The 24,285-nt window shown below is 61.5% G+C and carries 24 protein-coding genes; 11 read left to right on the top strand and 13 right to left on the bottom strand.

Going from position 1 to position 24,285, the window contains the following annotated elements:
• Positions 1-199: 199 nt before the first annotated feature.
• The 8 genes from G4D79_RS03460 (at position 200) to G4D79_RS03425 (ending at position 7,086) form a co-directional block, all read left to right on the top strand.
• A complete protein-coding gene (locus tag G4D79_RS03460; protein WP_007731624.1) occupies positions 200-1,183 on the top strand; it encodes an ABC transporter substrate-binding protein in 984 nt (327 codons plus the stop codon).
• Complete coding sequence (locus tag G4D79_RS03455; protein ID WP_007731623.1) at positions 1,180-2,043, top strand: ABC transporter ATP-binding protein; 864 nt, start codon at positions 1,180-1,182, stop codon at positions 2,041-2,043. The genes G4D79_RS03460 and G4D79_RS03455 overlap by 4 nt, the downstream gene beginning before the upstream one ends.
• Complete coding sequence (locus G4D79_RS34440) at positions 2,040-2,876, top strand: ABC transporter permease (RefSeq protein WP_019746502.1); 837 nt, start codon at positions 2,040-2,042, stop codon at positions 2,874-2,876. The genes G4D79_RS03455 and G4D79_RS34440 overlap by 4 nt, the downstream gene beginning before the upstream one ends.
• Before the next feature lie 13 nt (positions 2,877-2,889).
• Positions 2,890-3,675 carry a class II aldolase/adducin family protein gene (locus tag G4D79_RS03445; RefSeq protein ID WP_083059282.1) on the top strand — a complete coding sequence of 262 codons (786 nt, stop codon included), beginning with the start codon at positions 2,890-2,892 and terminating at the stop codon, positions 3,673-3,675.
• A gap of 182 nt (positions 3,676-3,857) precedes the next feature.
• The gene (locus G4D79_RS03440) at positions 3,858-4,868 is read left to right on the top strand and encodes an NAD(P)/FAD-dependent oxidoreductase (RefSeq protein WP_099696784.1); all 1,011 of its coding nucleotides are present in this window, start codon (positions 3,858-3,860) and stop codon (positions 4,866-4,868) included.
• A 3-nt stretch (positions 4,869-4,871) separates the two neighbouring features.
• A complete protein-coding gene (locus G4D79_RS03435) occupies positions 4,872-5,192 on the top strand; it encodes a DUF362 domain-containing protein (RefSeq protein ID WP_007731605.1) in 321 nt (106 codons plus the stop codon).
• Positions 5,192-6,016: an alpha/beta fold hydrolase gene (locus tag G4D79_RS03430; protein ID WP_007731603.1), complete on the top strand. Its 825-nt coding sequence runs from the start codon at positions 5,192-5,194 to the stop codon at positions 6,014-6,016. The genes G4D79_RS03435 and G4D79_RS03430 overlap by 1 nt, the downstream gene beginning before the upstream one ends.
• A gap of 167 nt (positions 6,017-6,183) precedes the next feature.
• Positions 6,184-7,086, top strand: coding sequence for an IclR family transcriptional regulator (locus G4D79_RS03425; protein WP_007731601.1), 903 nt, complete (start codon positions 6,184-6,186; stop codon positions 7,084-7,086).
• A gap of 11 nt (positions 7,087-7,097) precedes the next feature.
• Here the strand turns inward: G4D79_RS03425 and G4D79_RS03420 are convergent, their stop codons facing one another.
• The 5 genes from G4D79_RS03420 to G4D79_RS03400 form a co-directional block, all read right to left on the bottom strand.
• A complete protein-coding gene (locus tag G4D79_RS03420) occupies positions 7,098-8,621 on the bottom strand; it encodes an AMP-binding protein (protein ID WP_019746505.1) in 1,524 nt (507 codons plus the stop codon).
• A gap of 15 nt (positions 8,622-8,636) precedes the next feature.
• Positions 8,637-9,584 (bottom strand): zinc-binding alcohol dehydrogenase family protein, encoded by a 948-nt coding sequence (locus G4D79_RS03415; protein WP_007731598.1) that lies wholly within the window; start codon positions 9,582-9,584, stop codon positions 8,637-8,639.
• Positions 9,585-9,634: 50 nt separating this feature from the next.
• Positions 9,635-11,971 (bottom strand): CoA transferase, encoded by a 2,337-nt coding sequence (locus G4D79_RS35205; RefSeq protein ID WP_231917435.1) that lies wholly within the window; start codon positions 11,969-11,971, stop codon positions 9,635-9,637.
• A 119-nt stretch (positions 11,972-12,090) separates the two neighbouring features.
• Positions 12,091-13,062: an ABC transporter substrate-binding protein gene (locus G4D79_RS03405; protein ID WP_007731596.1), complete on the bottom strand. Its 972-nt coding sequence runs from the start codon at positions 13,060-13,062 to the stop codon at positions 12,091-12,093.
• Between the two features lie 26 nt (positions 13,063-13,088).
• Positions 13,089-13,880 (bottom strand): enoyl-CoA hydratase/isomerase family protein, encoded by a 792-nt coding sequence (locus tag G4D79_RS03400; RefSeq protein WP_020723626.1) that lies wholly within the window; start codon positions 13,878-13,880, stop codon positions 13,089-13,091.
• Positions 13,881-14,072: 192 nt separating this feature from the next.
• Between G4D79_RS03400 and tgt the strand changes: the two genes are divergently transcribed.
• Positions 14,073-15,362 carry a tRNA guanosine(34) transglycosylase Tgt gene (gene tgt / locus G4D79_RS03395; RefSeq protein WP_054188626.1) on the top strand — a complete coding sequence of 430 codons (1,290 nt, stop codon included), beginning with the start codon at positions 14,073-14,075 and terminating at the stop codon, positions 15,360-15,362.
• Here tgt and G4D79_RS03390 read toward each other — a convergent pair.
• The 3 genes from G4D79_RS03390 to G4D79_RS35200 form a co-directional block, all read right to left on the bottom strand.
• Positions 15,353-16,087 (bottom strand): queuosine precursor transporter, encoded by a 735-nt coding sequence (locus G4D79_RS03390; protein WP_030535741.1) that lies wholly within the window; start codon positions 16,085-16,087, stop codon positions 15,353-15,355. The genes tgt and G4D79_RS03390 overlap by 10 nt on opposite strands.
• A 117-nt stretch (positions 16,088-16,204) precedes the next feature.
• Positions 16,205-17,170 (bottom strand): hypothetical protein, encoded by a 966-nt coding sequence (locus G4D79_RS34435; RefSeq protein WP_207624207.1) that lies wholly within the window; start codon positions 17,168-17,170, stop codon positions 16,205-16,207.
• Between the two features lie 8 nt (positions 17,171-17,178).
• Positions 17,179-17,901 carry an RDD family protein gene (locus G4D79_RS35200; RefSeq protein ID WP_064073552.1) on the bottom strand — a complete coding sequence of 241 codons (723 nt, stop codon included), beginning with the start codon at positions 17,899-17,901 and terminating at the stop codon, positions 17,179-17,181.
• 130 nt (positions 17,902-18,031) lie between these two features.
• On the opposite strand from G4D79_RS35200, the gene G4D79_RS03375 reads away from it, so the two are divergent.
• A complete protein-coding gene (locus G4D79_RS03375; RefSeq protein WP_030535740.1) occupies positions 18,032-18,685 on the top strand; it encodes a DUF4190 domain-containing protein in 654 nt (217 codons plus the stop codon).
• A 44-nt stretch (positions 18,686-18,729) separates the two neighbouring features.
• Here the strand turns inward: G4D79_RS03375 and G4D79_RS03370 are convergent, their stop codons facing one another.
• The 5 genes from G4D79_RS03370 to G4D79_RS03350 form a co-directional block, all read right to left on the bottom strand.
• Positions 18,730-19,470, bottom strand: coding sequence for an EAL domain-containing protein (locus G4D79_RS03370; RefSeq protein WP_003943863.1), 741 nt, complete (start codon positions 19,468-19,470; stop codon positions 18,730-18,732).
• Between the two features lie 255 nt (positions 19,471-19,725).
• Positions 19,726-20,622 carry a tRNA glutamyl-Q(34) synthetase GluQRS gene (gene gluQRS, locus G4D79_RS03365; protein ID WP_099696783.1) on the bottom strand — a complete coding sequence of 299 codons (897 nt, stop codon included), beginning with the start codon at positions 20,620-20,622 and terminating at the stop codon, positions 19,726-19,728.
• Position 20,623: 1 nt separating this feature from the next.
• Positions 20,624-21,232 (bottom strand): TetR/AcrR family transcriptional regulator, encoded by a 609-nt coding sequence (locus tag G4D79_RS03360; protein ID WP_019746515.1) that lies wholly within the window; start codon positions 21,230-21,232, stop codon positions 20,624-20,626.
• A gap of 51 nt (positions 21,233-21,283) precedes the next feature.
• A complete protein-coding gene (locus G4D79_RS03355; RefSeq protein WP_007731584.1) occupies positions 21,284-21,844 on the bottom strand; it encodes a TIGR03086 family metal-binding protein in 561 nt (186 codons plus the stop codon).
• Positions 21,845-21,895: 51 nt separating this feature from the next.
• Complete coding sequence (locus G4D79_RS03350) at positions 21,896-22,963, bottom strand: Lrp/AsnC family transcriptional regulator (RefSeq protein WP_064073653.1); 1,068 nt, start codon at positions 22,961-22,963, stop codon at positions 21,896-21,898.
• Between the two features lie 111 nt (positions 22,964-23,074).
• On the opposite strand from G4D79_RS03350, the gene argE reads away from it, so the two are divergent.
• On the top strand, positions 23,075-24,262 hold the full coding sequence (gene argE / locus G4D79_RS03345; RefSeq protein WP_099696782.1) for an acetylornithine deacetylase: 1,188 nt from the start codon (positions 23,075-23,077) through the stop codon (positions 24,260-24,262).
• Positions 24,263-24,285: the final 23 nt, after the last annotated feature.

The following is a 24,285-nucleotide window of genomic DNA, read 5'->3' as shown; positions in this document are numbered from 1 at the left end:
TGGACATTGTGATCGAGGGCCGTGTTACCGAAGTATTTCGGTCCGCACGTTCCTCCAGGTGCAGTGTTTCGCCGAGGTAAGTTCCTGTCCCCGGTCCGCACGGTGGACCCGGTTGGTTCTCGGGTGTAGGTACACACAGCTAGGTTTGCTCTCCACGACCCGCAACTGCGGCACAGATCACAAACAAAGGTGTGAGTAGATGGCCTCGCTGTCAAAGTTTGGAAGGACTGCTCTTGTTTCGGCTGCGCTGCTGCTGACCGTTGCAACCGGCGCATGCAGCCGCCCGGCGACGCAAAGCACAGCTGATTCTGCCGGAAGTGGACCACTGCGTATCGCAGTCGGAATCGATGCTTCCTACGCTCCGTTCTTCGTAGCGGATCAGGAAGGCATGTTCGACGCTGCCGGTTTGGACGTCGAACTCGTCCAGTTCGGTCGTGGTGGCGAGGCCGTCGACGCACTCTCGACCGGGCAGGTCCAGATCGCCGGTAGCTCCGATACGACAACGATCGCCCAGTTGCGTCAGAATCCGTCGTTGCGCGCGATGTACTCGTACGAGGCGTCGGGTGACTACATCAAGGTCGTGCTGCGTAACGGTGTCGACTCACCGGCTGCGATCAAGAAGATGGGCATCGTCCCGGGTCTCAGCCAGATTTCGACGGACAAGTACCTCGCTGCCAACTCCATTGCCCCCGGTTCGGTCGAGATGATCTCGGCGACCCCGACGGACATGCCCGCACTGCTCAGTCGCGGCGACATCGACGGGTTTGTCCTGTGGGAGCCGTGGCCGGCCACCGCCCTGGATCAGGGAACCGGCCACGTGGTGGCAGTAACCGGAGACTACGGCTGGTTCTATCATCATTGGGCGATCACGACGGCTCCGTGGTTGTCGGCCAACGAAGAGACAGCGCGAACCGTCGCGAAGGTGCTCGACGAGGCAACGCGCAAGGTCGAGTCGGATCCGGGCGTGGCAGCGTCCGCGACCAAGGCGGCTGTGAACGTCAGCGAGGATCAGACTATTGCCGCGGTGGACGAGATCGACTTCGCCGTGGTGAATCTCGAAGCTGCGGATGTCGAGTCGGCTCAGTCGATCGTAGATTTCTACAAGTCGATCGGTGTTCTCAGCGACCAGCCGGATCTCGAATCGGCAATGCTTCTGGATTGGTACAAGGATGGTGCACAGTGAGTATCGCAACAAGTGGTTCAACGACCAGCTCGACGAATAGCGCGGGGACAGCCGGCCCCGGCAAGAAGAACACCGGTGTTGCCATCGACGTGGTCGACCTCGGAATCAGCTTCGGCGCGGCGGAGATCGTCGCCGGAATCGACATGCACGTGCAGCCAGGTGAATTCGTCTGTCTGCTCGGTCCGAGTGGCTGCGGCAAGTCGACGCTGCTGTCGTCCATGGCCGGCTTCGTGGAACCCAGCGCCGGCGAGATCGTGTGCGACGGAGATGTCGTCGCCGGCAGTAACCGCCACGCCGGCATGGTGTTTCAGAGCTCCGAAGCGTTGTTCGAATGGATGACCGTGAGCCAGAACGTGGCCTACGGCCCCAGGATGCGTGGAGCGAACCGCAGCGAGCAGGCGAGTATCGCGGCCGAGTACCTCGCGATGGTCGGCTTGCCCCACGCGGGTGCGAAGTTCCCCTCGCAGCTGTCCGGCGGTATGCGGCAACGTGTTCAGATCGCACGAGTTCTTGCCAACCAGCCGTCGTTGGTTCTCATGGACGAGCCGTTCGGTGCGTTGGACGCTCAGACTCGTCAGGTTCTGCAGACCGAACTCGACCGTATCTGGCGGCACACCCGCTGCACCGTGGTATTCGTGACTCACGATATCGACGAGGCACTGACGTTGGCTGACCGTGTGATCGTGATGTCGGCCGGCCCGCGGGCCCGGATCAAGAGCGTCTACGAGGTCAATGCGGCTCGTCCGCGAGACCGCAACGATCCCGAGGTGATCGAGCTCTACGAGAAGCTGCGGGACGACATTCGGGCAGAAGTGGTTGCGTCGCTGCGGAACCAAGGCATTGAGGAGGACGAGCTGTGACGGCTGTAGTGACCGGTGGTTCAGCCGGTGTGAGAACAGCGAAGGTGGCGGAGACAAAAAAGCGTTCGTCGGCGCGGCGATCCAAGATTGTCAAAGCGACGCTGATGTATGCAGCCTCAGCGGCAATCGGTTTGGGCATCTGGTCGTTCCTGGCGTGGTGGTACGGGCCGACCACCATTGCATCACCGGCCGAAGTATGGTCGGCGGCACAGGAACTGTGGGAGAGCGGCGTTCTGTGGTCGTCGATCACCGCATCGGGTCAGCGAATTCTCATCGGCTGGTTCCTGGGTGTCGTGATCGGTGCTCCCGTCGGAATTCTGATGGGCCGCATTTCCATCGTGCGACAGCTCCTCGATCCGTACATCGAGTTCTTCCGGTTCATTCCGCCTATTGCGTTTGTCACTCTCGCCGTCGTCTGGTTCGGCATCGGTGAGACGTCGAAGGTTGTTCTGATCTTCTACACCTCGGTATTCATCGTCACGGTCAGCACGATTGCCGCGACTGTAGCGATCAGCGAGAACAAACTGCAGGCAGCGGCAAATCTTGGTGCCAACAAACTTCAGATCATGAAGACGGTGGTCTTGCCGTCGTCGATCCCCGGCATCGTCACGGGCGCTCGCCTGGCGATGGGCAACAGCTTCCTCACCATCGTGTCGGCGGAGATCGTCGCCGCCGACCAGGGTATCGGTTCGATGATCTGGCAGGCTCGAAACTACGGCCGGATCGACTGGACGTTCGTCGGCATCATCGTCCTGGGCATCATGGGCTTCATCTTCGACCGGATTCTCCGCATTCTGTCCTCGCGGTACCTCGCCCGTTACGGCGTCAAATAGTCAGGAGCGCAGCATGAATCACCCGCTGAGCATTGCCGAGCAGGCCGGAATTCCGGGACCGCCCGAGTTCACCGATATCGAGAGTGAGCGGCGTCGTCGCAAGACCGCTGTCATCGGCGGGTATCGGATTTTGTCGAAATTCGGTTTGGACGAGGGAATCTCGGGACATATCACCGCCCGAGACCCAGAAGATCCGGAGACTTTCTGGACTGCGCCGTTCGGGCGGCACTTCTCCCAGGTTCAGCCGGAGGAATTGCTGCATGTGGCGTCGGACGGCGCGGTCATTTCCGGAGACGGACCGCTCAACCGAGCAGCGTTTGTCATCCACAGCAAGGTTCACGAGGCTCGTCCCGACGTCATCGGAGCTGTTCACGCTCACGGTTTGAACGGTAAGGCGTTCTCCTCGCTGCACACCCGCCTAACGCCGATCACTCAGGACGCGTGCGCCTTTCACGAGGATCACTCGATCTACAAGGAGTATCACGGGGTGGCGCTGGACGAAGAGGAGGGGATTCGCATCGCGGATGCCCTCGGATCGAACAAGGCTGTGATCCTCACCAACCACGGTCATCTGACCGTCGGAACTTCCGTGGAGAGCGCAGTGTGGTGGTATGTGTCGATGGAGCGGTCGATGCAGGCGGAGTTGACGGCGCGAGCCGCCGGTGATCCGGTTGTCCTGCACGAGAAGATCGCGGCGCAGACCTACGAAGCAGTCGGCACCGAGAAGGTGGGGTGGTTTGCGTACTCGACCATCATCCAGAAGATCGCAGCAGACGAACCCGAGGTATTCGCGCACTGAATTCTTCGCGCACTGAATTCTTCGCGCACTGAATTCTTCGCGCACTGAATTCCTGCGAGCATTGGGCCCGTCGACCGAGAGGTCGGCGGGCCCTTTTCGTGCTGTCCCGCAACTGTTACCGAGGTCTGTTGAGCGGACCGGTTTCATTTGCGTGAGTCCGTCGGCGCAATACCGTATCGAGTGTGAACAAAACGTCTTCCACGGCGACCGACAACGAGATCGGCGTCGATATTCTGATCATTGGTGCCGGCCCCGCCGGGCTGTACGGCGCGTACTACGCAGGCTTCCGCGGCCTCTCGGTTGCCGTGATCGATGCCCTTGCGGAACCGGGGGGACAGGTCAGTGCGATGTACCCGGAGAAGGCGATCCTCGACATCGCGGGATTCCCTTCGGTCAAGGGACGCAACCTCATCGAGGGTTTGATGGCGCAGGCTGCCCCGTTCGATCCGGTGTACCTTCTGGGCATGCAGGCTCGTGAGCTGTCGCATGACGACGACGGCCGGGTGCGGATCACCACCAGCAGGGGCCAGGTCGTGGTGGCCGGCGCGGTTGTCATCACCGGCGGCATCGGAACCTTCACCCCGCGTCCGTTGGCGAAGGGTTCGGAGTTCATGGATCGGGGGCTGAGTTACTTCGTCCCGGATTTGTCGGCGCACACCGGGAAAGACGTTGTCATCGTCGGTGGCGGCGACAGCGCGTTCGACTGGGCCGTTCACCTGGAACCGATTGCCAAGTCCGTCACCCTGGTTCACCGGCGAGATCGTTTCCGCGCGCACAAATCCACAGTCGCCAAGGTGCAGGAAAGCAGTGTCCAGGTTCTCGTCAACGCCGATGTCTCGGCGGTACGTGGAAACGGGTGGATCGGCGAGGTCGACATCACCCACAAACAAGACAAGAGCACGTCCACGCTGCCCGCTCAATCCGTCATCGCTGCATTGGGATTCACGGCCGACCTCGGTCCGATGATGGAGTGGGGAATCGAGATCGACAATCGCCACATCGAGGTGAACACACGGATGGAGACGAATGTTCCGCGTGTGTATGCCGCCGGGGACATCACGGACTATCCCGGCAAGGTCCGCTTGATCGCCGTCGGTTTCGGCGAGGCCGCGACTGCGGTGAACAACGCTGCGGCAGTGCTGGATCCGGAAGCAGAAATCTTCCCTGGACACTCCACCGAACAGGAGAGCTAGGCAATGGCATTTGTCATCGGTGAAGCATGCATCGACTACACGGACCGATCGTGCATGGAAGAATGCCCCGTGGATTGCATCTACGAGGGTGATCGCAAGCTCTACATCAACCCGAACGAATGCATCGATTGCGGCGCTTGCGAATTGGCCTGCCCGGTGGAGGCGATCACCGTCGACCGGAAAGCAGACCCGGATTTCAAGGAAGACAACAAGCGCTTCTTCCTCGAGGTCTTGCCTACCCGTAGCGAGCCCGTCGGAAATCCGGGTGGTTCGGCAAAGATCGACATCGTCGGCGTCGATACCCCGATGGTTGCGGCGTTCTGATGGCTGGCGGCCTGCAACTCGGATACGTTGATTCGTCTTTCGGGCAATTGCATTACGCGCAGCAAGGTTCGGGTGAGGCGATTCTCCTGCTTCATCAGGCGCCCCGGTCGTGGGACGAGTTCCGCGAGTTCATTCCACTCCTTGCCGACGACTTCCGCGTTGTCGCGATGGACATGCCGGGGTACGGCAACAGTGCTCCGGTGCCCGGCCCGCAGACCATCGAGACCTATGCGCGAGGCGCGTGGGAATTGCTCGACACCCTGGGCGTCGATCGAGTCACGGTCATCGGTCACCACACCGGTGCGGCAGTGGCGCTCGAGATGGCGGCATCACGCCCCGAGAGGGTGCACGCTGCCGTGCTCTCGTCGTGCCCGTGGACCGACCGCAACTACCGCGAGGGGCACTCGGGACCCGGTGGGATCGACTGCGTCGACCGGGCCGCAGACGGTAGCCATCTCACCAGGCTGTGGGAGATGCGTCGCCCCTACTACCCCGAACCAGGCACCGCACTGCTCGACAGGTTCATCCGAGACGCGCTTGCCTACCGGGTAGATCCGGCGGAGGGGCACAAAGCCTGCGCCCGCTACGTCATGGAGGCGAGAGTCGGTTCGGTGACTGCGCCGGTTTTGCTGATCGGCGCGCAGAAGGATCCCTTCTCGATGCCTAACATTGCGCCGTTGCGTGCACACCTGACGGGTGCGGCAGTGGTGGAAACGGAGATCGTCGAATCGGGGACCGTCGCACTCGTCGAGGAGCACGCTCCGCAGATTGCATCCGCCGTCCGCATGTTTCTGGAGAATTACGCAGGTAGGCGCCCCGTGTAAACTCTGCGGGACGGGTTCACTGAGCGGACCGTGTGGCGTGCGTCTCATCGTGTCGTCACCATAGTGTCAGTCTCGAAGCACCTGCACCTAACGAGGACCCCGACCGATCTCGGTCGTTGTGGCACTCGGTCTCGGCAGGCTGTCACAGATCGTTCAGGAGGACACTCATGGCCGCTCCACAACAATCCGTCGGGTTCGGATCCGTACTACCCATCGCGTCGGAAACGACCGCTGCATCGCAGCCTGCAGGTGAACTGTCCTCGGTCCTGGGCAAGGCTCGAATGATCTTGGACGCTTTCGACACCGACCACAGTGACCTGTCTCTGACGGAGCTCACCCGGCGCAGTGGGGTCGCGAAAGCGACGGTTCACCGGTTGGCCGGCGAGCTGGTCGAGTGGGGATTGCTCGAGCGCGCGGGTACCAAGTACCGGCTCGGCCTGCGATTGTTCGAGCTGGGCCAATTGGTGCCGCGTCAGCGGATTCTGCGCGACGCGGCGCTGCCGTACATGGAGGACCTACTGCTGGCGACGCAGGAGACGGTTCACTTTGCGGTTCGTGACGGCATCGACGTCCTCTACATCGAGAAGATCATCGGACACCGCGGGCTCAATCAGCAGTCGCGGGTGGCCGGTCGGCTCCCGCTGTACTGCACCGCCACCGGCAAGATCATCCTTGCCTTCTCCCCGCAATCGGTCTTCGACGAGGTAGTCGAGCAGGGTTTCACCGCCTTGACCAGTCGAACGACGATGTCCGTCAGCGTGCTGCGCCAGCAAACCGAGCGGATGCGTAAGGAACAACTCGCGGTGGAGGTCGAGGAGACACGGCTCGGGTACATGAGCGTCGCAGTGCCGGTGTTCAGCGGCCCGCGCACTCTGGCCGGCGCGTTGTCTGTGACAGCGCCGACGGCTCGCCTCAACGTCAGCCGCATCACCGGGGCCCTGCGCACTGCCGGCGCCGGAATCACCCGAAAACTTCATGCCATGAAGTGCACACATTCGCCGAGCGACCCGCTGGCTCTGCGCACGATCTGCAGTCCGGTGATGTGTTCGTTCAACGGTTGCGGCAAGTAGCGAGGCGCGGTCTATCGCCGGGCGCGGAACACGCTCTTCTCGCAGTCCCAGGTGTGTGGGCCGACGCCCCTCTCACGTAGCACTGCTTTCTGTACCTTGCCGGTTTCGGTGAGTGGCAACGTGTCCACGACGTCGATGTACCGGGGAAGTGCAAAGTACGGCAGCTGTTGCTGGGAGAACTCCAGAATCGAAATGGGGTCGAAAGATACTCCGGGGCGCAGTATTACAGTTGCCATGACGTCGTCCTCGGCCAGATCCGACGGTACCGGGAAGACGGCAACCTGACCGACCGACGGATGCAACGCCAGAACGGTTTCCACTTCGGCCCCGGAAATATTTTCACCGCGGCGCCGAATCACGTCTTTGATGCGATCGACAAATCGGAACCAGCCGTCTGCTTCCCGAATCACCCTGTCACCGGTCTGTATCCAACTCTCCGTCGCCGGAATCTCCTCGCCCAGATAGCCCAGTGAACAGGCGCCGGGGATCGTGCTGCGGACCACCAGTTCGCCGGGCTCCCCGTCTGCGGCCGCAGTACCGTCGTTGACGACTGCGGCGTCGTAGCCACTCATCACCCGCCCCATGTACCCGGCCCGCCGATCTCCCGGAAGTGTGCCGATCACGAGATTGGTTTCGGTACTTCCGAATCCGTCCACGAGTTCTACACCGAATCTCTGGGCAAACGGTTCGATCAGATGAGCCGGCGTTGCGGGGGCAAGTGCCACGTGGACGCTGTGCTGTCGGTCTTGCGGCGATGGGTCCGCGTTCATCAACATGGCCACCATCGCACCCAGCAGGTAGTCGACAGTTGCGCCGATCTCGCGAACTTCGCGCCAATGATTGCGGACCGAAAAGCGTTGTCCCAGGAAAAAAGTAGACCCGGCCCAAAGGGACTGAACAAAGGCATTGAGAGCATTGGTGTGAAACAGCGGCAGGCAGTTGTACAGCACATCGTCCCCGGTGAGCCCGAGTGAGGCGCCGACGCCTTTGCCCCACTGCAGGAACTGCGCGTGCGGGCATCGGACGCCTCGGGGCAGACCGGTGGTGCCGGAGGTGAAGAGTATCGCGGCCAGGTCGAGCGGATCGAGGGTCTCGGGCTCACAGCCCGGATGCGAACCGGCAGTGGGGACGCACTGTTCACCCATGACCCACACGGTGCCGTCGAATCCGGCTACAGCGCCTGAGTATTCGGGTGAAACCAGGATCCGTTGTACACCAGCCTGTTCGAGTGCGCCGGCAACACTGTCGGCTCGGAGGGCCGTATTGAGTGGGACGACAACCGCACCGATCCACGCGCATCCGAGAACAAGGTCTGCCAGTTCGATCCTGTTGCCGGACAGTGCCGCCACGCGCTCCCCACGGCCGACACCGTGATTACGGAGATCCGCCCCCATCGACGCTGCACGATCCCGCAATTCGCGGTAGGTGACCGTGATCCCGTCGACGACGAGCGCCGGGTGCTCCGGACGCTCCAAAGCTCGCCTCCGGATCAAATCCGGAAGCGAGCGCGGAATGGCATGTGCGTCGTGGTGCATGGGTAATTGTATCCCTCAGGGTACGACGACGGCCCGGCCGGCAACCTTGCCCTCACCCATCAACTGCAGTGCCGTTGCGATGTCATCCAGCGGAAACTCCTGCACTGCAACGGAAATCTTGCCTTCGATGAGCAGCCGGATCATTTCAGGTGCCAGTTCGGCTTGCCGGGCAGTCTTGCGAATCATGTTGACGGGCAGGATCCGGACATCGCTGAGCAACCAGTTCGGTAAGTCCAGGGTGAGGCTCTTACCCAAGGTATATCCGATCAGGGCAGCCCGGCCACCGGGGACAACACTCGCCAGAAGGTGCGGCAAGCCGTCGCCGCCAAGCGTGTCGATCACGGCGTCGACGGAAGGCTCGGATCCCACCACTCCGGCAAGTTCGTCGCCTTGCCCGACGACGGGACGCACACCCTCCGGAAGCAAGGCAGCCTGATCTTCGCGCGGTACAACACCGATTACCTCGGACGCTCCGGCAAGCAGAGCGAACTGTGCTGCCATCGATCCGACAGCGCCGGATGCTCCGGCGACAACAACTCGTTCGCCGGGAGCGACGGCTGCAATGTCGTTGACGGCAACATAGCCGGTTGTGCTGGGCAGGAAGAAGGTTGCGGCGACGGCCGGCGACAGTGCGGGATCAAAGGGTGTGAACGCCTTGTCTGCCGCTACCAGATACTCAGCCCAGCAACCGTTCTTGAACAGGCCGACTCCGCCGCCTCGGACCAGAAGGCGGGTGCCAGGCTCATAGGTGTCGGATTCGATTACCGTCGCCGCTCCGTCTGTTCCACCGATATGTGGCAGGTTCGGCTTGACTCCGAAGTTTCCGCTCGCGACGGTGATGTCGAGATGGCCGAGCGCGGCAGCGTCGATGCGCACGAGCGTCTGACCGGATTCACGTGTGGGAATGTCGATGTCGTCGATGACCGGTGAAGTGCCGAACTGATGGAGTCGGGCCGCGCGCATTGTGTCTCCTAGTAGCGATCTGTGAATGGATGTACTGAATATGAGTGCGGTCAGGACAGGATCGACTGGTCGCGAAGTCCGGCGATCAGTTCGTCGCTGTATCCGAGCACCGACTCGAGGACGTCGTCGGTGTCCGCGCCCAGCACCGGCGCAGCGCGTCGGATCGAGCCGGGTTCGGAGTTCCGGCGAACGGGGATGCCTTCGTGGAGGAATGTTCCGGCGAGGGGATGTTCCTGTGCCGAATAGAAACTGCGTGCCCGAAGATGTGGATCGCTCTCGACCAGGTCGCGTCCGTCCTGGACGGTGCCGGCCGCGATACCCGCCGATTGCAAGCGTTCCATGACGGTTTCGGGTGACAGAGTCCTGGTCCAGTCGGCGATGGCGTCGTCGATACGTTCGTGATCGGCTTGGCGGCTTTCTGCACTCGCGAAGTCAGGATTGCCGATCCATTTCTCTGCTTCGATGATGCGGCACAATGCATTCCATTCCGTGGTATCGCGAATGGCAATCGAGCACCACCGGTCGCTGCCGAGGCACGGGTACACGCCGTGTGGTGCCAGTTCGTGATGGCTGTTGCCGATCGGATCGGGGGACTGTGACCGGGCGGCTCGGAGAACGCTGGTACCCATGTGCGCTGCCATGGCTTCGAGTTGTGACAGGTCTACGTGCTGTCCCCGGCCGGTCCGGTCGCGGTAGTCGAGGGCTGCCAGCATCGCGACGCCGGCTTGCAGTCCGGCGACGATGTCGCCATGGCCGTAGATGACTCCGACAACGTCATCGGCGTTCCAGCCGGTCAGTGCGGTCAAACCGGTACTTGCCGAAACGATGTCGGCATACGACACCCAGTCCTTGCGAGGACCGGTGTGACCCATCCCGGACATCGACACGTAGATGATGTCCGGGTTGAGCTCCCGGAGTTGTTCGTAGCCGAGCCCCATCTTGTCCATGACCGACGAGCTGAAATTCTCGACCACGACGTCGGAGTTCCTGATCAGGTCGCGCAGTACCGAAAGGCCCTCTGCGGATCGGGTATCGAGTGTGATGCTGCGCTTGTTGCGGTTGACGTCGTTGAAGTACCCGCTGGTGTTCGGATTGTCGTGCGGTCCTCGCGAGAGATGCATGAACGGTGCAAAGCGAGTCGGGTCCGGGCGTCCGATCGATTCGACCTTGATGACATCGGCACCGTGGTCGGCAAGGATTCTGGTGCCGTACGGGCCCGCCAACACCCACGTGAGATCCAGGACGCGGACACCTTCGAGGCTGGGCGTGCTGCCACCGCTGAACTCGTGGGTTTCGTTCACTGCCACAGGCGAGGTGGCCTTCAAGAGTTCCTGATGCTGGCCCAACCGGGCAGCCTCGAGCGTTCCGATGCGCCGGCCTTCGGGGAAAGCGAAGCCGAACCCGAGATCGCGGTAGGTACCGTGATCTCCGGTCACGTCGGTGAAGAAGTCCCGGTCGTTGAGTTGCGGGTTACGCAGCAGTTCTTCGGGCCGGTCGACCGCTGCCCACGGCAACTTGCGTGACTGCGCGCTGACCGCGAATTCTTCCTTCGGCCACTTCGCGATGAAGGCGGACAGAACGTCGAAAATGTGTTCCTGATGCGTCTTTCGGTAGACCGCGTCGGACCACTCCGGTTGATCGAGATCGTCCTGAGCATCGTTGTCGATCAGCCAGGCCAACATGCCGTCCCACATGCGGGGGCTACCGCCGAGGCCGCCACCGACATAACCGTCGGCGGCCTGGAACAGTCCGTGCGGAACGAGCGGATGTACCCGGCCCGGACGCGGTGGTACGCGGTCCTCGTGAATGTAGGCAAGAGTGCCCGCTTCCAGCGCGGCGGCAACACATTCCTGAGCGCTGATCTCCAGCAACGGGTTGTGGCCCTTGGATCGCGAACGCAGTCCGAGAAGCACGCCGATTGCGGCATTGATTCCGGCGAGCTGCTCAGCCTGGAGTTCGGGGAGCAGCAGTGGAGGGTGCTCGGGATCGCCGACCTGGGCCATCATCCCGCCGAGTGCCGCGACGGTCAGATTTGTTGCCTTCCAGTCACTTCGCGGTCCGGTTGTGCCGAAGGGTGTCACTCGTACGTGAACGAGAGATCCTCGGTTGTCGCGTAGAGCGCCGGTCGCGCTGCCGTCGAGCAGGACGTCGGCACTGCGCAGCAGTGCTTCGAAAGCGAGGCGATCGTTGCTGTCGTCGATATCGAGGACAACGGACTTCTTGCCCGCATGCCAATGCAAGTACGAATCACCCTGGGACTCGGTGCGACTGGGGTCACCGGTGGGTGGTTCTACCAGAATGACCTCGAAACCCAGCCCGACCAGGATGCGCCCGGCGAATCGCGCAAACGGACTGGAAATCTCTACGACCCGTACCGGGGGATGCACCACAACTACTCCGTTTCAATCGAAAGATATCGCCGAACCGACTGGAGTCGAACGTAGTTCTGCGGGCCGGTGGGCGACATGATTTCGGTCTGCCCACCGGACCCGTTCTCACTCTCCGCTCAGGCGGCGTTCTGCTCGAACCATCCCGAGAGGAGGACAGCGGACGGATCGATGTCCGCGGAGATCTTGCCCTGCTCGCGGAAGAATGCAACAAGTTCGTTTGCGCGCTCCACGTCGTCCTCGGTGAATCCGCGTCCACCGAAATCGATTTGGGTCACCCGGTCTGCGGCCTCGGCCGGGTCCATCTGGATAGACGCGGCAATTGCGGTTGCAGCCCGATCCGGATCCGAGTTCACGATTGCCGACGCTTCCGAGATCACCTTGAACACCTTGCCTGCGGTTTCTTCGTTCGCGGACAACCAGTTGTCCGAAGCGATGATCCATTGGGCGTACTTGGCGCCGAAGTCGCCGGTCGTGGCAACAACGCGCCCGCCGGTATTGACACTCTGCGTCACCCAGGGGTCGAAGGACAGGAAGCCGTCGATGTCACCGCGCGCCAGCAAAGCAGGCTGTTCGGGCGGGCTTGTGCTCACGAGTGTGACCGTCGTGGGGTCGATGCCGAGACTGGCCAGGTATTGGTTCGTGAAGTAGAGGCCGATGCCGGGGAAGACGCCCATGGTCTTGATCGACTTCGGCTCGACGCCATTCCTCAGTACAACCTGGAAGTATCGGTCGGATTCCTGAAATACGCCCAGCGCCCGCAGGCTCGGATTGGCGGCCATGACGGACAGTGCCGTCGAGTCGGCATTGCCGGAGAGTTCCGAAGTTCCGGCTACGACGTTCTGGGCGCCTGCTGCCCCGCCTTCGGTCTGGATGACCTGGACGTCGAGGCCGGCGGCCTCGAACATGCCCTCGTGGTCGGCGAGGAAAATCGGGGCGTACGACGGGTCTACACCTACCGCGATCCGTACCAGGCCACCACTTTCGGCGGAGTTGTCGGTAGCGGGGCGGGTGCATCCGCTGACGGCGATCGTCAGGGCGGCGAGAGAAGCGACTGCGCCCACCCATTTCTTCTGAAATTTGTTGAGCATGATGGCCTCTCGGTAAATGGGAGCTGTCAGCGTCCCGTGAAGGTGGGGGACCGCTTGTCGAGGAATGACTGAAGTCCCTCAGCAGCGTCGTCCGTCTTGATCAGGTCGAGCACTGCCTCGAATTCGAGATCCAGCGCTTGATCGAGCGGCAACGACATGCCCTCGTCGACAATGCGTTTGATCATTCCGATGGTGGCAGTGGGTTTCGTCGCGAGTTCGCGTGCGAGGTCAGCGCAATGCGCATCGAGGTCGGCGTCCGCAACGACGGTGTCGACCAGGCCGATATCGAGTGCATGCTCGGCGCTGAGGCGCTTGCCTTCGATCATGAGCACTTTGGCTCGGTGAGCCCCGATGAGGCGTGGAAGTCGCTGGCTGCCACCGGCACCCGGAAAAAGCCCAAGTCCGATCTCGGGGAAGCCGATGGTCGCCGACTGCGCCATGATGCGGAAGTCGCAGGCCAACGTCAGTTCTGCTCCGCCGCCGAGTGCGTGCCCGTTGATCTTCGCGACGACAGGTTTGGGAGCCGACTCGAGGATCCGCTGTACGTCGACCCACGGGCGCATCGCGCGCTGAGTTTCTTCCGTCAGCTCGCGCATCACGGTGATGTCCGCACCGGCGACGAAGAACCGTCCAGTGCCCGTCACGACAATGACGCGGACGGTCTGGTCCGACGCGAGTACCGGCAGTATCTCCAGAAGCTCGGCGATCATGCTGGGGTTGAATGCGTTGGCTGGAGGTTTGTCGATAGTCACGGTGGCAATCGAGTCTGTGACGTCGACGGTGACGAAGTTGTAGGTCTGGCCGGTCTGTCTCGTCAAGTGAGCTCCTGTCAGCGGGTTGGCGGGGTAAACCGGTCGAGCCGGGGGATGTGTAGTGGGAAGTATGGTGGGGACCCTCACGCGGCGGTACCGCTCGGGTTCGGTCAGTAGACCAATGTCGGATGCTGATCGCGTAGGAACTTTCTTCGCTGTGATCACGGCGATATTTGCTCCTGTGACAGGATTGAGCCCGTGACTTCTGCAGTACCGACACCGCCCGCGCCCTCCGTCGACAAGCGTCCCGAGTCGATTTTCACCATTGGGACCAGGCTCGAGGACCGGCTCGGACGCACCGGCACCATCCACACACCGCACGGTGATATCGCGACGCCGTCGTTCGTGGCCGTCGGAACCAAGGCCACGGTCAAGGCCGTGCTGCCCGAGTCCATGAAGGAACTCGGTGCGCAGTCGTTGCTCGCCAATGCGTACCACCTGTACTTGCAGCCGGGACCCGACATCGTCGACGAGGCCGGCGGGCTGGGCAAGTTCATGAACTGGGACGGCCCCACCTTCACCGACAGCGGTGGCTTCCAGGTGATGTCTCTTGGCGTCGGGTTCAAGAAGGTGCTCGCGATGGAGGCCGTCGGCGTGCAGTCCGACGACGTCATCGCGAAGGGCAAGGAGCGTCTCGCGACAGTCGACGACGAGGGCGTGACGTTCAAATCGCACCTCGACGGCAGTAAGCATCGCTTCACCCCCGAGGTGTCGATGCAGATCCAGCATCAGCTCGGCGCCGACATCATGTTCGCGTTCGACGAGCTCACAACGCTGCTCAACACCCGCGGCTACCAGGAGCGATCGGTCGAGCGCACGCAGGCGTGGGCGATCCGCTGTATCAATGAACACGAGAAGCTCACCGCCGAACGCGTTGACAAGCCCTATCAGGCTCTCTTCGGCGTGATCCAAGGCGCGCAGTACGAAGATCTGCGACGTCAAGCCTGCCGCGGACTCGAGTCGATCGAAGGCGAGAACGGATACGGCTTCGACGGCTACGGCATCGGCGGCGCCCTCGAGAAGCAGAACCTCGGAACGATCGTGCGTTGGTGTAACGAGGAACTACCCGAGAACAAGCCGCGTCATATGCTCGGCATCAGTGAACCGGACGACTTCTTCGTCGCAATCGAGAACGGCGCGGACACTTTCGACTGCGTCAACCCGTCGCGTGTTGCTCGCAATGCTGCGATTTACGTCCGCTCCGGCAGGTTCAACATCAACACCAGCCGATTCCGTCGTGACTTCACGCCTATCGACGACGAGTGCGACTGCTACACGTGCGCCAATTACACCCGCGCGTACATCCATCACCTCTTCAAGGCGAAGGAAATGCTCGCGTCGACGCTTTGCACCATCCACAACGAGCGATTCACCGTGAAGTTGGTCGACGATATCCGAGCCAGCATCGAAGGTGGGTACTTCCACGACTTCAAGGCAGACATGCTCGGAAAGTTCTACGCGGCGAAGACGCCTGCACCTCAGGCGTAGGTCGGTTCGCGCTTCTTCACGTATGCGATGACGCGGTAGGTGATCGGCATGACCAGAACCTCGACAAGCGTCTTCCACAGGAAGCCGACCAGCACGTAGTTGATGAAGTCTTCCCATGTGCTGATGCCGATGACACCGGCCGCGATGGAACAGAAGATGAGGGTATCGGCGAATTCGCCGACGACGGTCGAGCCGATCAGTCGCGCCCACAGATGCTTCTCCTGCATGCGCTTTTTCATCATGACCAGAACCAGTGAGTTCAGTAGCTGTCCGACGAGGTAGGCGGCCAAGCCCGCGACCAGTAGCCGGGGAATGACACCGACCACGGTTTCGAGGGCGGCCTGGTTCTCGTAGAACTCTGCCGACGGGAGTTGCACTGCAATCCAGAAGCACGCAGCGGCGAGAATCAGTGCGCCGAAGCCCAGGTAGATCGCGCGTCGGGTCGCTTTGAAGCCGTAGACCTCGCTGAGCACGTCACCGAGGACGTAGGCGAGCGGGAACAAGAAGAATCCACCATCGGTGATGATGGGCAGAATCTGCAGGGGACCGAGCGAGAAGTCGGAATCCGCAAAGAAGGCGACCCCCTTGGTCGCCGCCACGTTCGAGATCAGCAGCGTTGCGGTGAAGAGCGCGACGATCGTCGGGTAATAACCCCGGCTGACGTGCGCAAATTTGGTTTCGTGGGTCGATTCGTCTTGCTGATCCTGAGCTGTCACGTCCGTCATCCAAGCACCACAAGGCGCTCGGATGCGAGTTGGCGACCGTCCAGTTGCGCAGAACACACCGAAGGCCCTGCGGTTTCACGTGGAACCGCAGGGCCTTCGGTGATGCAAACGAACTGATCAGGCAGCTACATGACCGCCGGTCAGCACGCGGTATGCGTAGGTGCTGGCGATCAGTGCGACGGGCGCCGTCACCAGAAGACCGATTCCACACAGCAGCGCGCCGATGATGTTGATACCGATCAGAGCGAGCGCCAGCAGGACCAACGTTCCGACGTTCGACGAGGTCAACGCGTAACTCGATTTGATTCCCGAAATCGCATCCTGGTTCTTGTCCACGATGAAGGTCAGCGTGTAGTAGAGCAGGAACGCCGCGATGATGCCGGGAATGATGCAGAGAGCCAAACCGACGTAAGTTGCCACTGCTACCAGGAAACCGCCGAGAACAACTGCGCCGATGTTGGTGAATTGGAAGAAGGTGCCGAAAGCCGGCTTGATTCCATCCAATTCGCTCAACGCTCCACGAAGGAATGCGGCTTGGATGATGTAGCCGACGATAGCGGTGACCAATCCACCCACGATCGACAGCGCGCTGAATTCGGTATTGGTGTAGTCGAAACCGTTGAAAGCGCCCTGGATCAGTCCGGCGATCAAGAACGCGATGATCGAGATTCCGATCCAAACCAATGCGTTGTCTTTGAACTTGTTCCAGCCGTAGGTAATTGCCGCGCCCACGGAAAGCTGCGGTCCACCGAATCCTGCGCCGTAGTCATTGGCGGGCGGCGGTGGGAAGTTGCCGCCTCCGGGAGGTGGCGGGTATCCACCGGGCGGTGGGTAGTTGCCACCGGGAGGGGGATAGCTTCCCCCCTGCGGCGGCGGCGGATATCCACCTGGCGGCGGGTAATTGCCACCTTGAGGAGGTGGGGGGTATCCACCGGGCGGCGGGTAGCTTCCGCCCTGCGGAGGCCCCGCCGGCGGGGGATAGCTCCCAGGAGGAGGCGTTCCCTGCTGGCCGTAGGGATCCTGGGGCGGGAATTGCTTTCCGTCCTCGGGATTCTGGTTGGGGTCGTGCCCACCGGTTGTCATATGCGCACCTAACCCTTGACTACCTGAGTTCCACCAGCGAGCTCGTCATGCTTGCCCTGCTTGGTGGGGCTGTTGTTGATCGTGACCGCGATGACGATGTAGGCGACCAACGCGAGGATTCCGCCGATGATCGGAATGATCGAGAGCAACGTGAAGGCGTTGCGAATCGCAGACTGCTGGACGGAGGGGCGAGGTGCGCCACCCGGACCGTGTACTGAAAGGCCCAGAATCATCTTTCCCAAAGTCCGACCCTGCGTTACTTCCATTGCGATGAAGTAAGCGAAGGTCAGAATTCCCGAGAACAGTCCCGAGACCAGAATCAAGCTGTCGGAGTCACTGACCAATAGAGCCAGAATCGCGGCGATGACGCCGACGATGATGCCGTCGATGATGCGGGCACCGAGTCGAATCCACAGATCGCCCGGCTGAGCACCCGAAGGCAGCCGGTTTCCTCCGCCGTACGCACCTTGGTCGTTGAACTGCGGAGGCGGCGGGAAGTTTCCTCCCTGAGGCGGCGGCGGGTATCCACCGGGAGGCGGGTAGTTGCCACCTTGAGGGGGCGGGAAGTTTCCGCCCTGTGGAGGCGGCGGGTAGCTACCTCCTTGCGGGGGGCCTGCGGGTGGTGGGTAACTTCCGGGAGGAGGTGTTCCCTGCTGGCCATATGGATCCTGGGGTGGGAATTGCTTCCCGCCTTCTGGATTCTGGTTGGGGTCGTACCCACCGGTTGTCATGTGTTCCCCTCAGTCGTAAATATCGCGCTCGAGTGTGACAGTGGATATGACCCTACTGGGATCAAAGAGCGATGTGGATGACATCTGCTCACTTGGATTCGGAGGTCACCTGTGGTTTAGGCTGCGTTGTATGACGAGTTCCGGGGGCAACAACGACGATTCTTCGAGCGATTACCAGGCAAAACCTGGGTACGGAGAATTTCCGAGCCTGCCTCCTGAGGGGTACGGCGTGTCCCCGTCCGAAACGCAGTCTTCACCTGAAGTTCCCGGATATACCACTCCCAACGAGCAGTACCCGGGTTATCCACCGCCGTCGTACAACCCGCCCGGTAATAACCCCCAGCCGGGCGGAATCGGTGAACCGAACCCGTACCTGCCGCCGCAGAATTTCGGACCGCAGAATCAATATCAGCAGAATCAATATCAGCAACCCGGACAATACGGACAGGCTCAATACGGACAGCCTCAGTACGGCCAACCTCCGAACCCGTACGGTCAACCGAATCAATTCGCGGGTGGGTACGCACCGCCGATGCAGCCGGTCGGCACCAATGGTCTCGCAATTGCATCGCTGGTTGTATCGCTTGCGGGTGGTTGCTTCTACAGTCTCGGCGGAATCGTCGGAATCATTCTGGGAATTGTCGCGCTCAATCAGATCAAGCAGACAGGTCAACAGGGGCGCGGGCTTGCGATAGCCGGAATTGCGGTCGGCGCGGCCTTCTTGGCAATTTTTGCCGTGATTCTCGTAGTCGCACTCATAGCGAGTGCATCGTCGTCGTACTGAAGTGTCGTCGTGCTGAAGTGCCGTCGTGCTGAAGTGGCGAGCGCTCACACGGGAGTGACGACGGACGACGCAGGAAGTGGCTTGCCGAAGTAATAGCCCTGGCCCATGTCGCAGCCGGCCCGCAAGACGTTGGCTGCGTGTTCCGCGGTTTCGACGCCCTCTGCGATCGAATCAAGCCCTAGCTTCCGAGCGATGTCGGCGATGGACTCCATGACCATGAAGGCGCGGTCTCCAGCACGACCCGCTGCGCTGACGGCCCAGGTCAAGGATTGGTCGATCTTGAGAATGTCGAGCGGCAATTCCGACAATGCGGAGAAGGACGCGAAGCCCGCCCCGAAATCATCCAGCGCGATTCGAATTCCCTCGTTGTGCAAGACATGAAGAGTCTCGGCGGCATGCCGGCCTACGACGCCGAGTTCGGTGACTTCCACGATTATTCTGCTCAGTGGCGTTTGTGAACTGTCGAGCGCTCCGAGGATCTCGTGAGCGGCGTGCGGGGTAGCGAGTTGGCGAGGCGAAAAGTTGACCGCGACCATCATGTGCTCAGGCCACGACGCTGTTTGGGCACAAATCATTTCCAGAGCTTGTAGCCCGATGGGAATGATGAGCCCAGAGGATTCGGCGGAGCGCATGAAATCTTGAGGTTCGATCAACCCTCGCAGCGGATGGCGCCAACGCAAAAGAGCTTCATAGCTGATAATTGCTGACGAGTTCAGATTGACCTGGGGTTGATACAACACCTCGAATTGATGGTCGTCGAGTGCCTCGCGAAGCTCGCGGACCATGCGTATTCCTTTTCGTCCTGAGTCGCCCGTGCCGCACGTGCGTGTCAGCGTGGATGCTGCAAGTGGGTACTGTGGTCGGATTCCAGGTTCAGATCCCGGGCGTGGTTTTGCAGGAACAACTCGCCCTGAATTTCCTTCGCCAGTCTCGACCGTACTTCACTATTCGAGAATTGCCAACGAATAGCTATTGCGGACGGCTTTGTCATATCGGACAATCGTAGTTTTGTTCCGACGAGGCACCGATTGATACGTCACTTACTTCGCCGGGAAAATCCACGGGGTCCGGGGGATCTTGCGAGAGTCGAATCGATCCGCCAATTGGGGTGGTGTGACAACCTCGCCGGGTTCGGCGAGACCGATGCTCGACGCGATCATCGTCAGAACCTGCTCGGCACTGCGTCCGGCCTCGAGTTGATCTGCCAGAGTCACTGCGCCGTCGCGCTTCGCGAGTCGCTTGCCTTCAATGTTCAAGGCAAGAGGAACGTGGGCGTACGACGGTGGTTCGATGTCGAGCAGCCGGGCAAGGTATGCCTGACGTGGAGCCGAGGTCAGGAGGTCGTCGCCGCGAACCACCTGGTCGATGTTCTGTGCACCGTCGTCGACGACAACGGCAAGGTTGTAAGCGGGCACCCCGTCTCCGCGGAGCAGGACGACGTCGTCGACTGGTCCCGTCACCTCGCCGAACAGTTCGTCATGGACGGTGAACGAGTCGATGCCGGCCCGTAGCCTCAGCGCGGGAGATCGGCCACTTGCCGATTTCTCGGCGCGTTCGGCCTCCGAAAGGTTCCGACACGTGCCGGGGTAGGCGCCGTCTGGAGCATGGGGCGCTGACGGTGCCTGCAGGATCTCCTTGCGTGTGCAGAAGCAGGGATAGGTCAGGTCACGCTCGCGCAATTGGTCGATAGCCTTGTGGTACAAGGGAAGACGGTGTGACTGCAATACGACTGGGCCGTCCCACGTGAGGCCGAGCCTGCGCAGATCGTCGAGTTGTCGTTCCATCGCGCCGGGGCGGACACGGTCGAGATCCTCTACCCGAATGAGGAAGTCGCGCCCGCTGGTGCGGGCGAAAAGCCAAGCCAAGAGGGCGGTTCGGAGGTTTCCCAGATGGAGATCGCCGGACGGGCTCGGCGCGAAGCGTCCTGCTCCTTCCACGTCAGCTGGCGAGCCCGACGGAGGCGAGCGGGTTCTCGGCGTCGTGCAGGGTGAGGCGGATCTGGGTTTCCAAAGCGTGATCGAGGTACTGCGGCGGATACATGGCGGGGCTTCCGAGTGCGTCGAGTGCCAATCCATTGACGGTTGAAAGCAGAAGTGCCGCTCTGGTTTCCGCTTCCGGAGTTCCGATGCCGATCAGAACTGTCGAGATGCCGGTGCGGATTGTGAACAGGGTTGTCCGGCGAATTTCGGAGAGTGACTCACTGGTTGCGGCGCGCACGGCAAACGCGGCGAGCACATGCGCCTCACGCGTGCGTTGCTCGTCGAGGGGCAGGAGTTGCGAGAGCGCCTGGAACAGGGCGGTATGCGGGTCTGCGTCGGCGGACGATTCGGCCAGTCGCGTCAACAATCGATCGACGAGTGTTCGCAGTGCGAATGCGAACATCTCGTCCTTGGTCGAGAAATGATGTTGCACTGCGCCGATCGAGACACCCGCCCGTTTTGCGACCTCGCGAACGCTGGCATTTTCCAGTCCGGATTCCGCGGCGACATCGAACAATGCCGCCGCAAGCAGGTCTGGACTCGTGGAGGATTTTCGGCGTTCCGGCATACCGCGACATTACATGCGTATGGAAGTAATGCCCACGTCAGGGGTGCTTTTTCACGCCTTCCGGCCGAGGAAGGCAAGGAGTTTCGTCGCTTTGTCAGCGTTGTCCGGAACCTGTATTTCCGGGCCGCACACACCGCTCATGCGGATCGACTCGCCCAGGCCCGCGGCGATCTCCGACACCCACTCCACGTCCGCGTCTCGCATCGTCGTATCGGTGCCGGTTGCGGCCGCGAGGTCCCAACCGTGGATGACCAGATCGAAACACAAGAACCCTTCGACCGTGGCCCCGAGGTTGGTCCTGCCGAAGTGCCCGTCGTATTCCAGGGTGGACTTTGCCGGATCGTCCAGAATTTCCTGCATCGAATCGCGGACGGCCGCCCAGGCTGCCGACGGGTCGTCGTCGACCGACGGACCGGGTGCCAATTCCAGGCCGACTACCTTGACCATGTCTCGTTCGCTGTCGAGTACGTGTCTCACCACGTCGCGGGCGGTCCAGCCCTCGCAGGGGGAATCGTCGTCCCAGCGGTCGGCGGGTACGGCATCGATCCGCGCCGTGAATCCGGCGGCCAGATCCCGATAACGCTGGGCGGGGGAGATCTCTGTTGAAGTCATGACAGCAATCCTTCTCCACCGCGGCGCGTCATGATTGATTATTTCGGACATTCACTCGATCTCCGGGGCCTCCGCCCAGATGTCCATCGGTACGACCCCGGCACTCTTGCCCTCGTCGTCGAGAAGTCGGCCCACCCTCTTCATCGATCGCAGCACCACTGACCTGTTCAGCACCACCAGGCCCGGTGCCTCTTGTGCGAGTTGTACTTCGGTAATGGGAGTTTCGCGAAGGGAGTGTGCGGCGATCGCGAGCAGTGTGTTGGCGCGTCCACCGGATATCCGCATGCACACCCGCGTTCCCGGCACTCGCTCCACCAGGGCACGAATCGTCGACCGGTCCGTGGGATCGACATATCCCCACACCCAGGTCACGAGGGGCCAGCCGGACAGTGGCAGAGACACGTCGCAGCGGAACACGATCTGGTTGCGCGACGTCAATTCGGCAAGTCGCCGCCTGACCGTACTTTCGCTGAGGCCGGTACCGACCGTGAGCTCGGCAATCGAGGATCGACCGTCCTCGCCCAGCTTCAATATCAATTGTCGGTCGACAGCGTCGAACGTCTTCCCGTGATGGCGCTGATCCGTCGGCGCGTATTTGTATCGCACAGGCCGGTCTGTCATCGTCGCCCGCTGCGCGGCATCGAGTACCTGCAATTTCCAATCGTCTCCGATCGCGAAGACCTCGGTGACGAGGTGTGCACGCGAACTGACGATCCCGGGTACCGACGCGAGCGACCGAAGCAGGAAGCGCGACAGGAAAGCCATGTCTCTGACCTCGACGAGAAGTGTCAAGTCGCCTGGGCCGCTTGTGTGTTCGACGCTCAGCACGTGCGGCCAGCGGGCAAGTCGTTCTGCAATCGTCAACGCGTTCGAAGTCGTGCAGTCGACTTCGACAAAAGCCAGACACGATTCCGGACGGCCATGGCCGGTTGCCCTGGCAGAGACCCAGGCGGTGCCGGAATCCTGTAACCGCTGCCAGCGGCGAGCCACGGTAACCGGATCCACTTTGAGCGCGTCGCCAACCGTGCGCCACGACGCTCGCGGGTCGAGTTGCAGGCAATTGATCAGGGCGAGGTCGACGTCGTCCAGTACGGCGGAATCCTGCGTTTCTTCGATCATGGTGCAAGTATCGTGCATCTTCACTGTGTCTGGGATCACTTCATTCATGCTCGAAGGGCAGAACGCGGTGGCGAGTGCCCACCGCGTTCATGCTGTGAAAGGAGAAACCAGATGTCATCGACCACGTTGCCCGCTGTTCCGACCGAGAGAAGCCTCGAGTGGGTGCAACGCCTCATCGGAATCGATACGACGAGTGCCGTGAGCAATCGACCGTTGATCGATCTCATTGCGGCGGAACTACGTCGCCATGGGGTCGAGCCGGTACTTGTTGCCGATGACGAGGGAACGAAGCTCAACTTGTTGGCAACGTTCACTCCTCCTGACGGAAGTACTGCCGGCGGTGTGATGTTCTCCGGCCATACGGACGTGGTGCCGGTCGACGATCAAGACTGGAGTAGCGACCCTTTCACGCCCGACGTTCGCGACGGAAGCCTGTACGGACGTGGCACGTGCGACATGAAGTCGTTCATCGGGATCGTCGTCGCTGCGATCCCCGACATCGTTGCGCGGCCGCTGGCGAAGCCTATTCACTTTGCATTCTCCTACGACGAGGAAGTCGGCTGCATCGGTGCGGCCGGGTTGGTCGAGGAGGTTGTTTCCCGGAACCTGTGCCCTGATGTGTGCGTCGTCGGAGAGCCGTCGGAGATGCGGGTCATTCGCGCACACAAGTCGATGAACGTCATACGTGTTGATCTGCATGGTGTTTCGGCGCACTCGTCGCTTACTCCGCAAGGAGTCAACGCGATCGAATACGGCGCGGAGTTGATTCGATTCGTCAGAAGCGCGGCCGACGAGCTCCGTGCGTCCGGCCCGTACGACGACGCATTCGACGTGGCCTGGACGACGTGTTCGGTCAATCTCGTATCCGGCGGGATCGCAGTGAACACTGTCCCCGAGGATTGCTCCATCACTTTCGAATTCAGGAGCATCAGCTCAGCTGGCGCCGCAGATTTGCTCGAACGCTTTGCCGCCGAGACGAATCGGATCGAGAACCTGATGCAGGAAGAAAACCCGTCAGCCTCCGTGACGATGCACGTGTCGGCCTCGGTCCCTCCCCTGGAGACGGATGCGAATGCTTCGGCGGCCGCACTGGTCGAACAATGGGGTGGTCGGGCATCGGACGAAAAGGTCGCGTACGCCACCGAGGCCGGGATGTTCGCGACTATCGGTATCCCCACTGTCGTGTGTGGGCCGGGAAGCATCACTCAGGCGCATGCACCTGACGAGTACGTGACACTTGACCAATTGGCACAGTGCGAGCAATTCGTTCGGAACGTCATCGCTCACGCCCGCGCCTGACCCACCCTGACCCCCTAAGGAAA

The sequence above is a fragment of the Rhodococcus sp. WY5 genome, assembly GCF_018588185.1.
GTDB classification, from domain to species: domain Bacteria; phylum Actinomycetota; class Actinomycetes; order Mycobacteriales; family Mycobacteriaceae; genus Rhodococcus_F; species Rhodococcus_F qingshengii.
The sequence above is the reverse complement of the archived record's forward strand: the minus strand, read 5'-3'. Positions and strand labels throughout refer to the sequence as shown.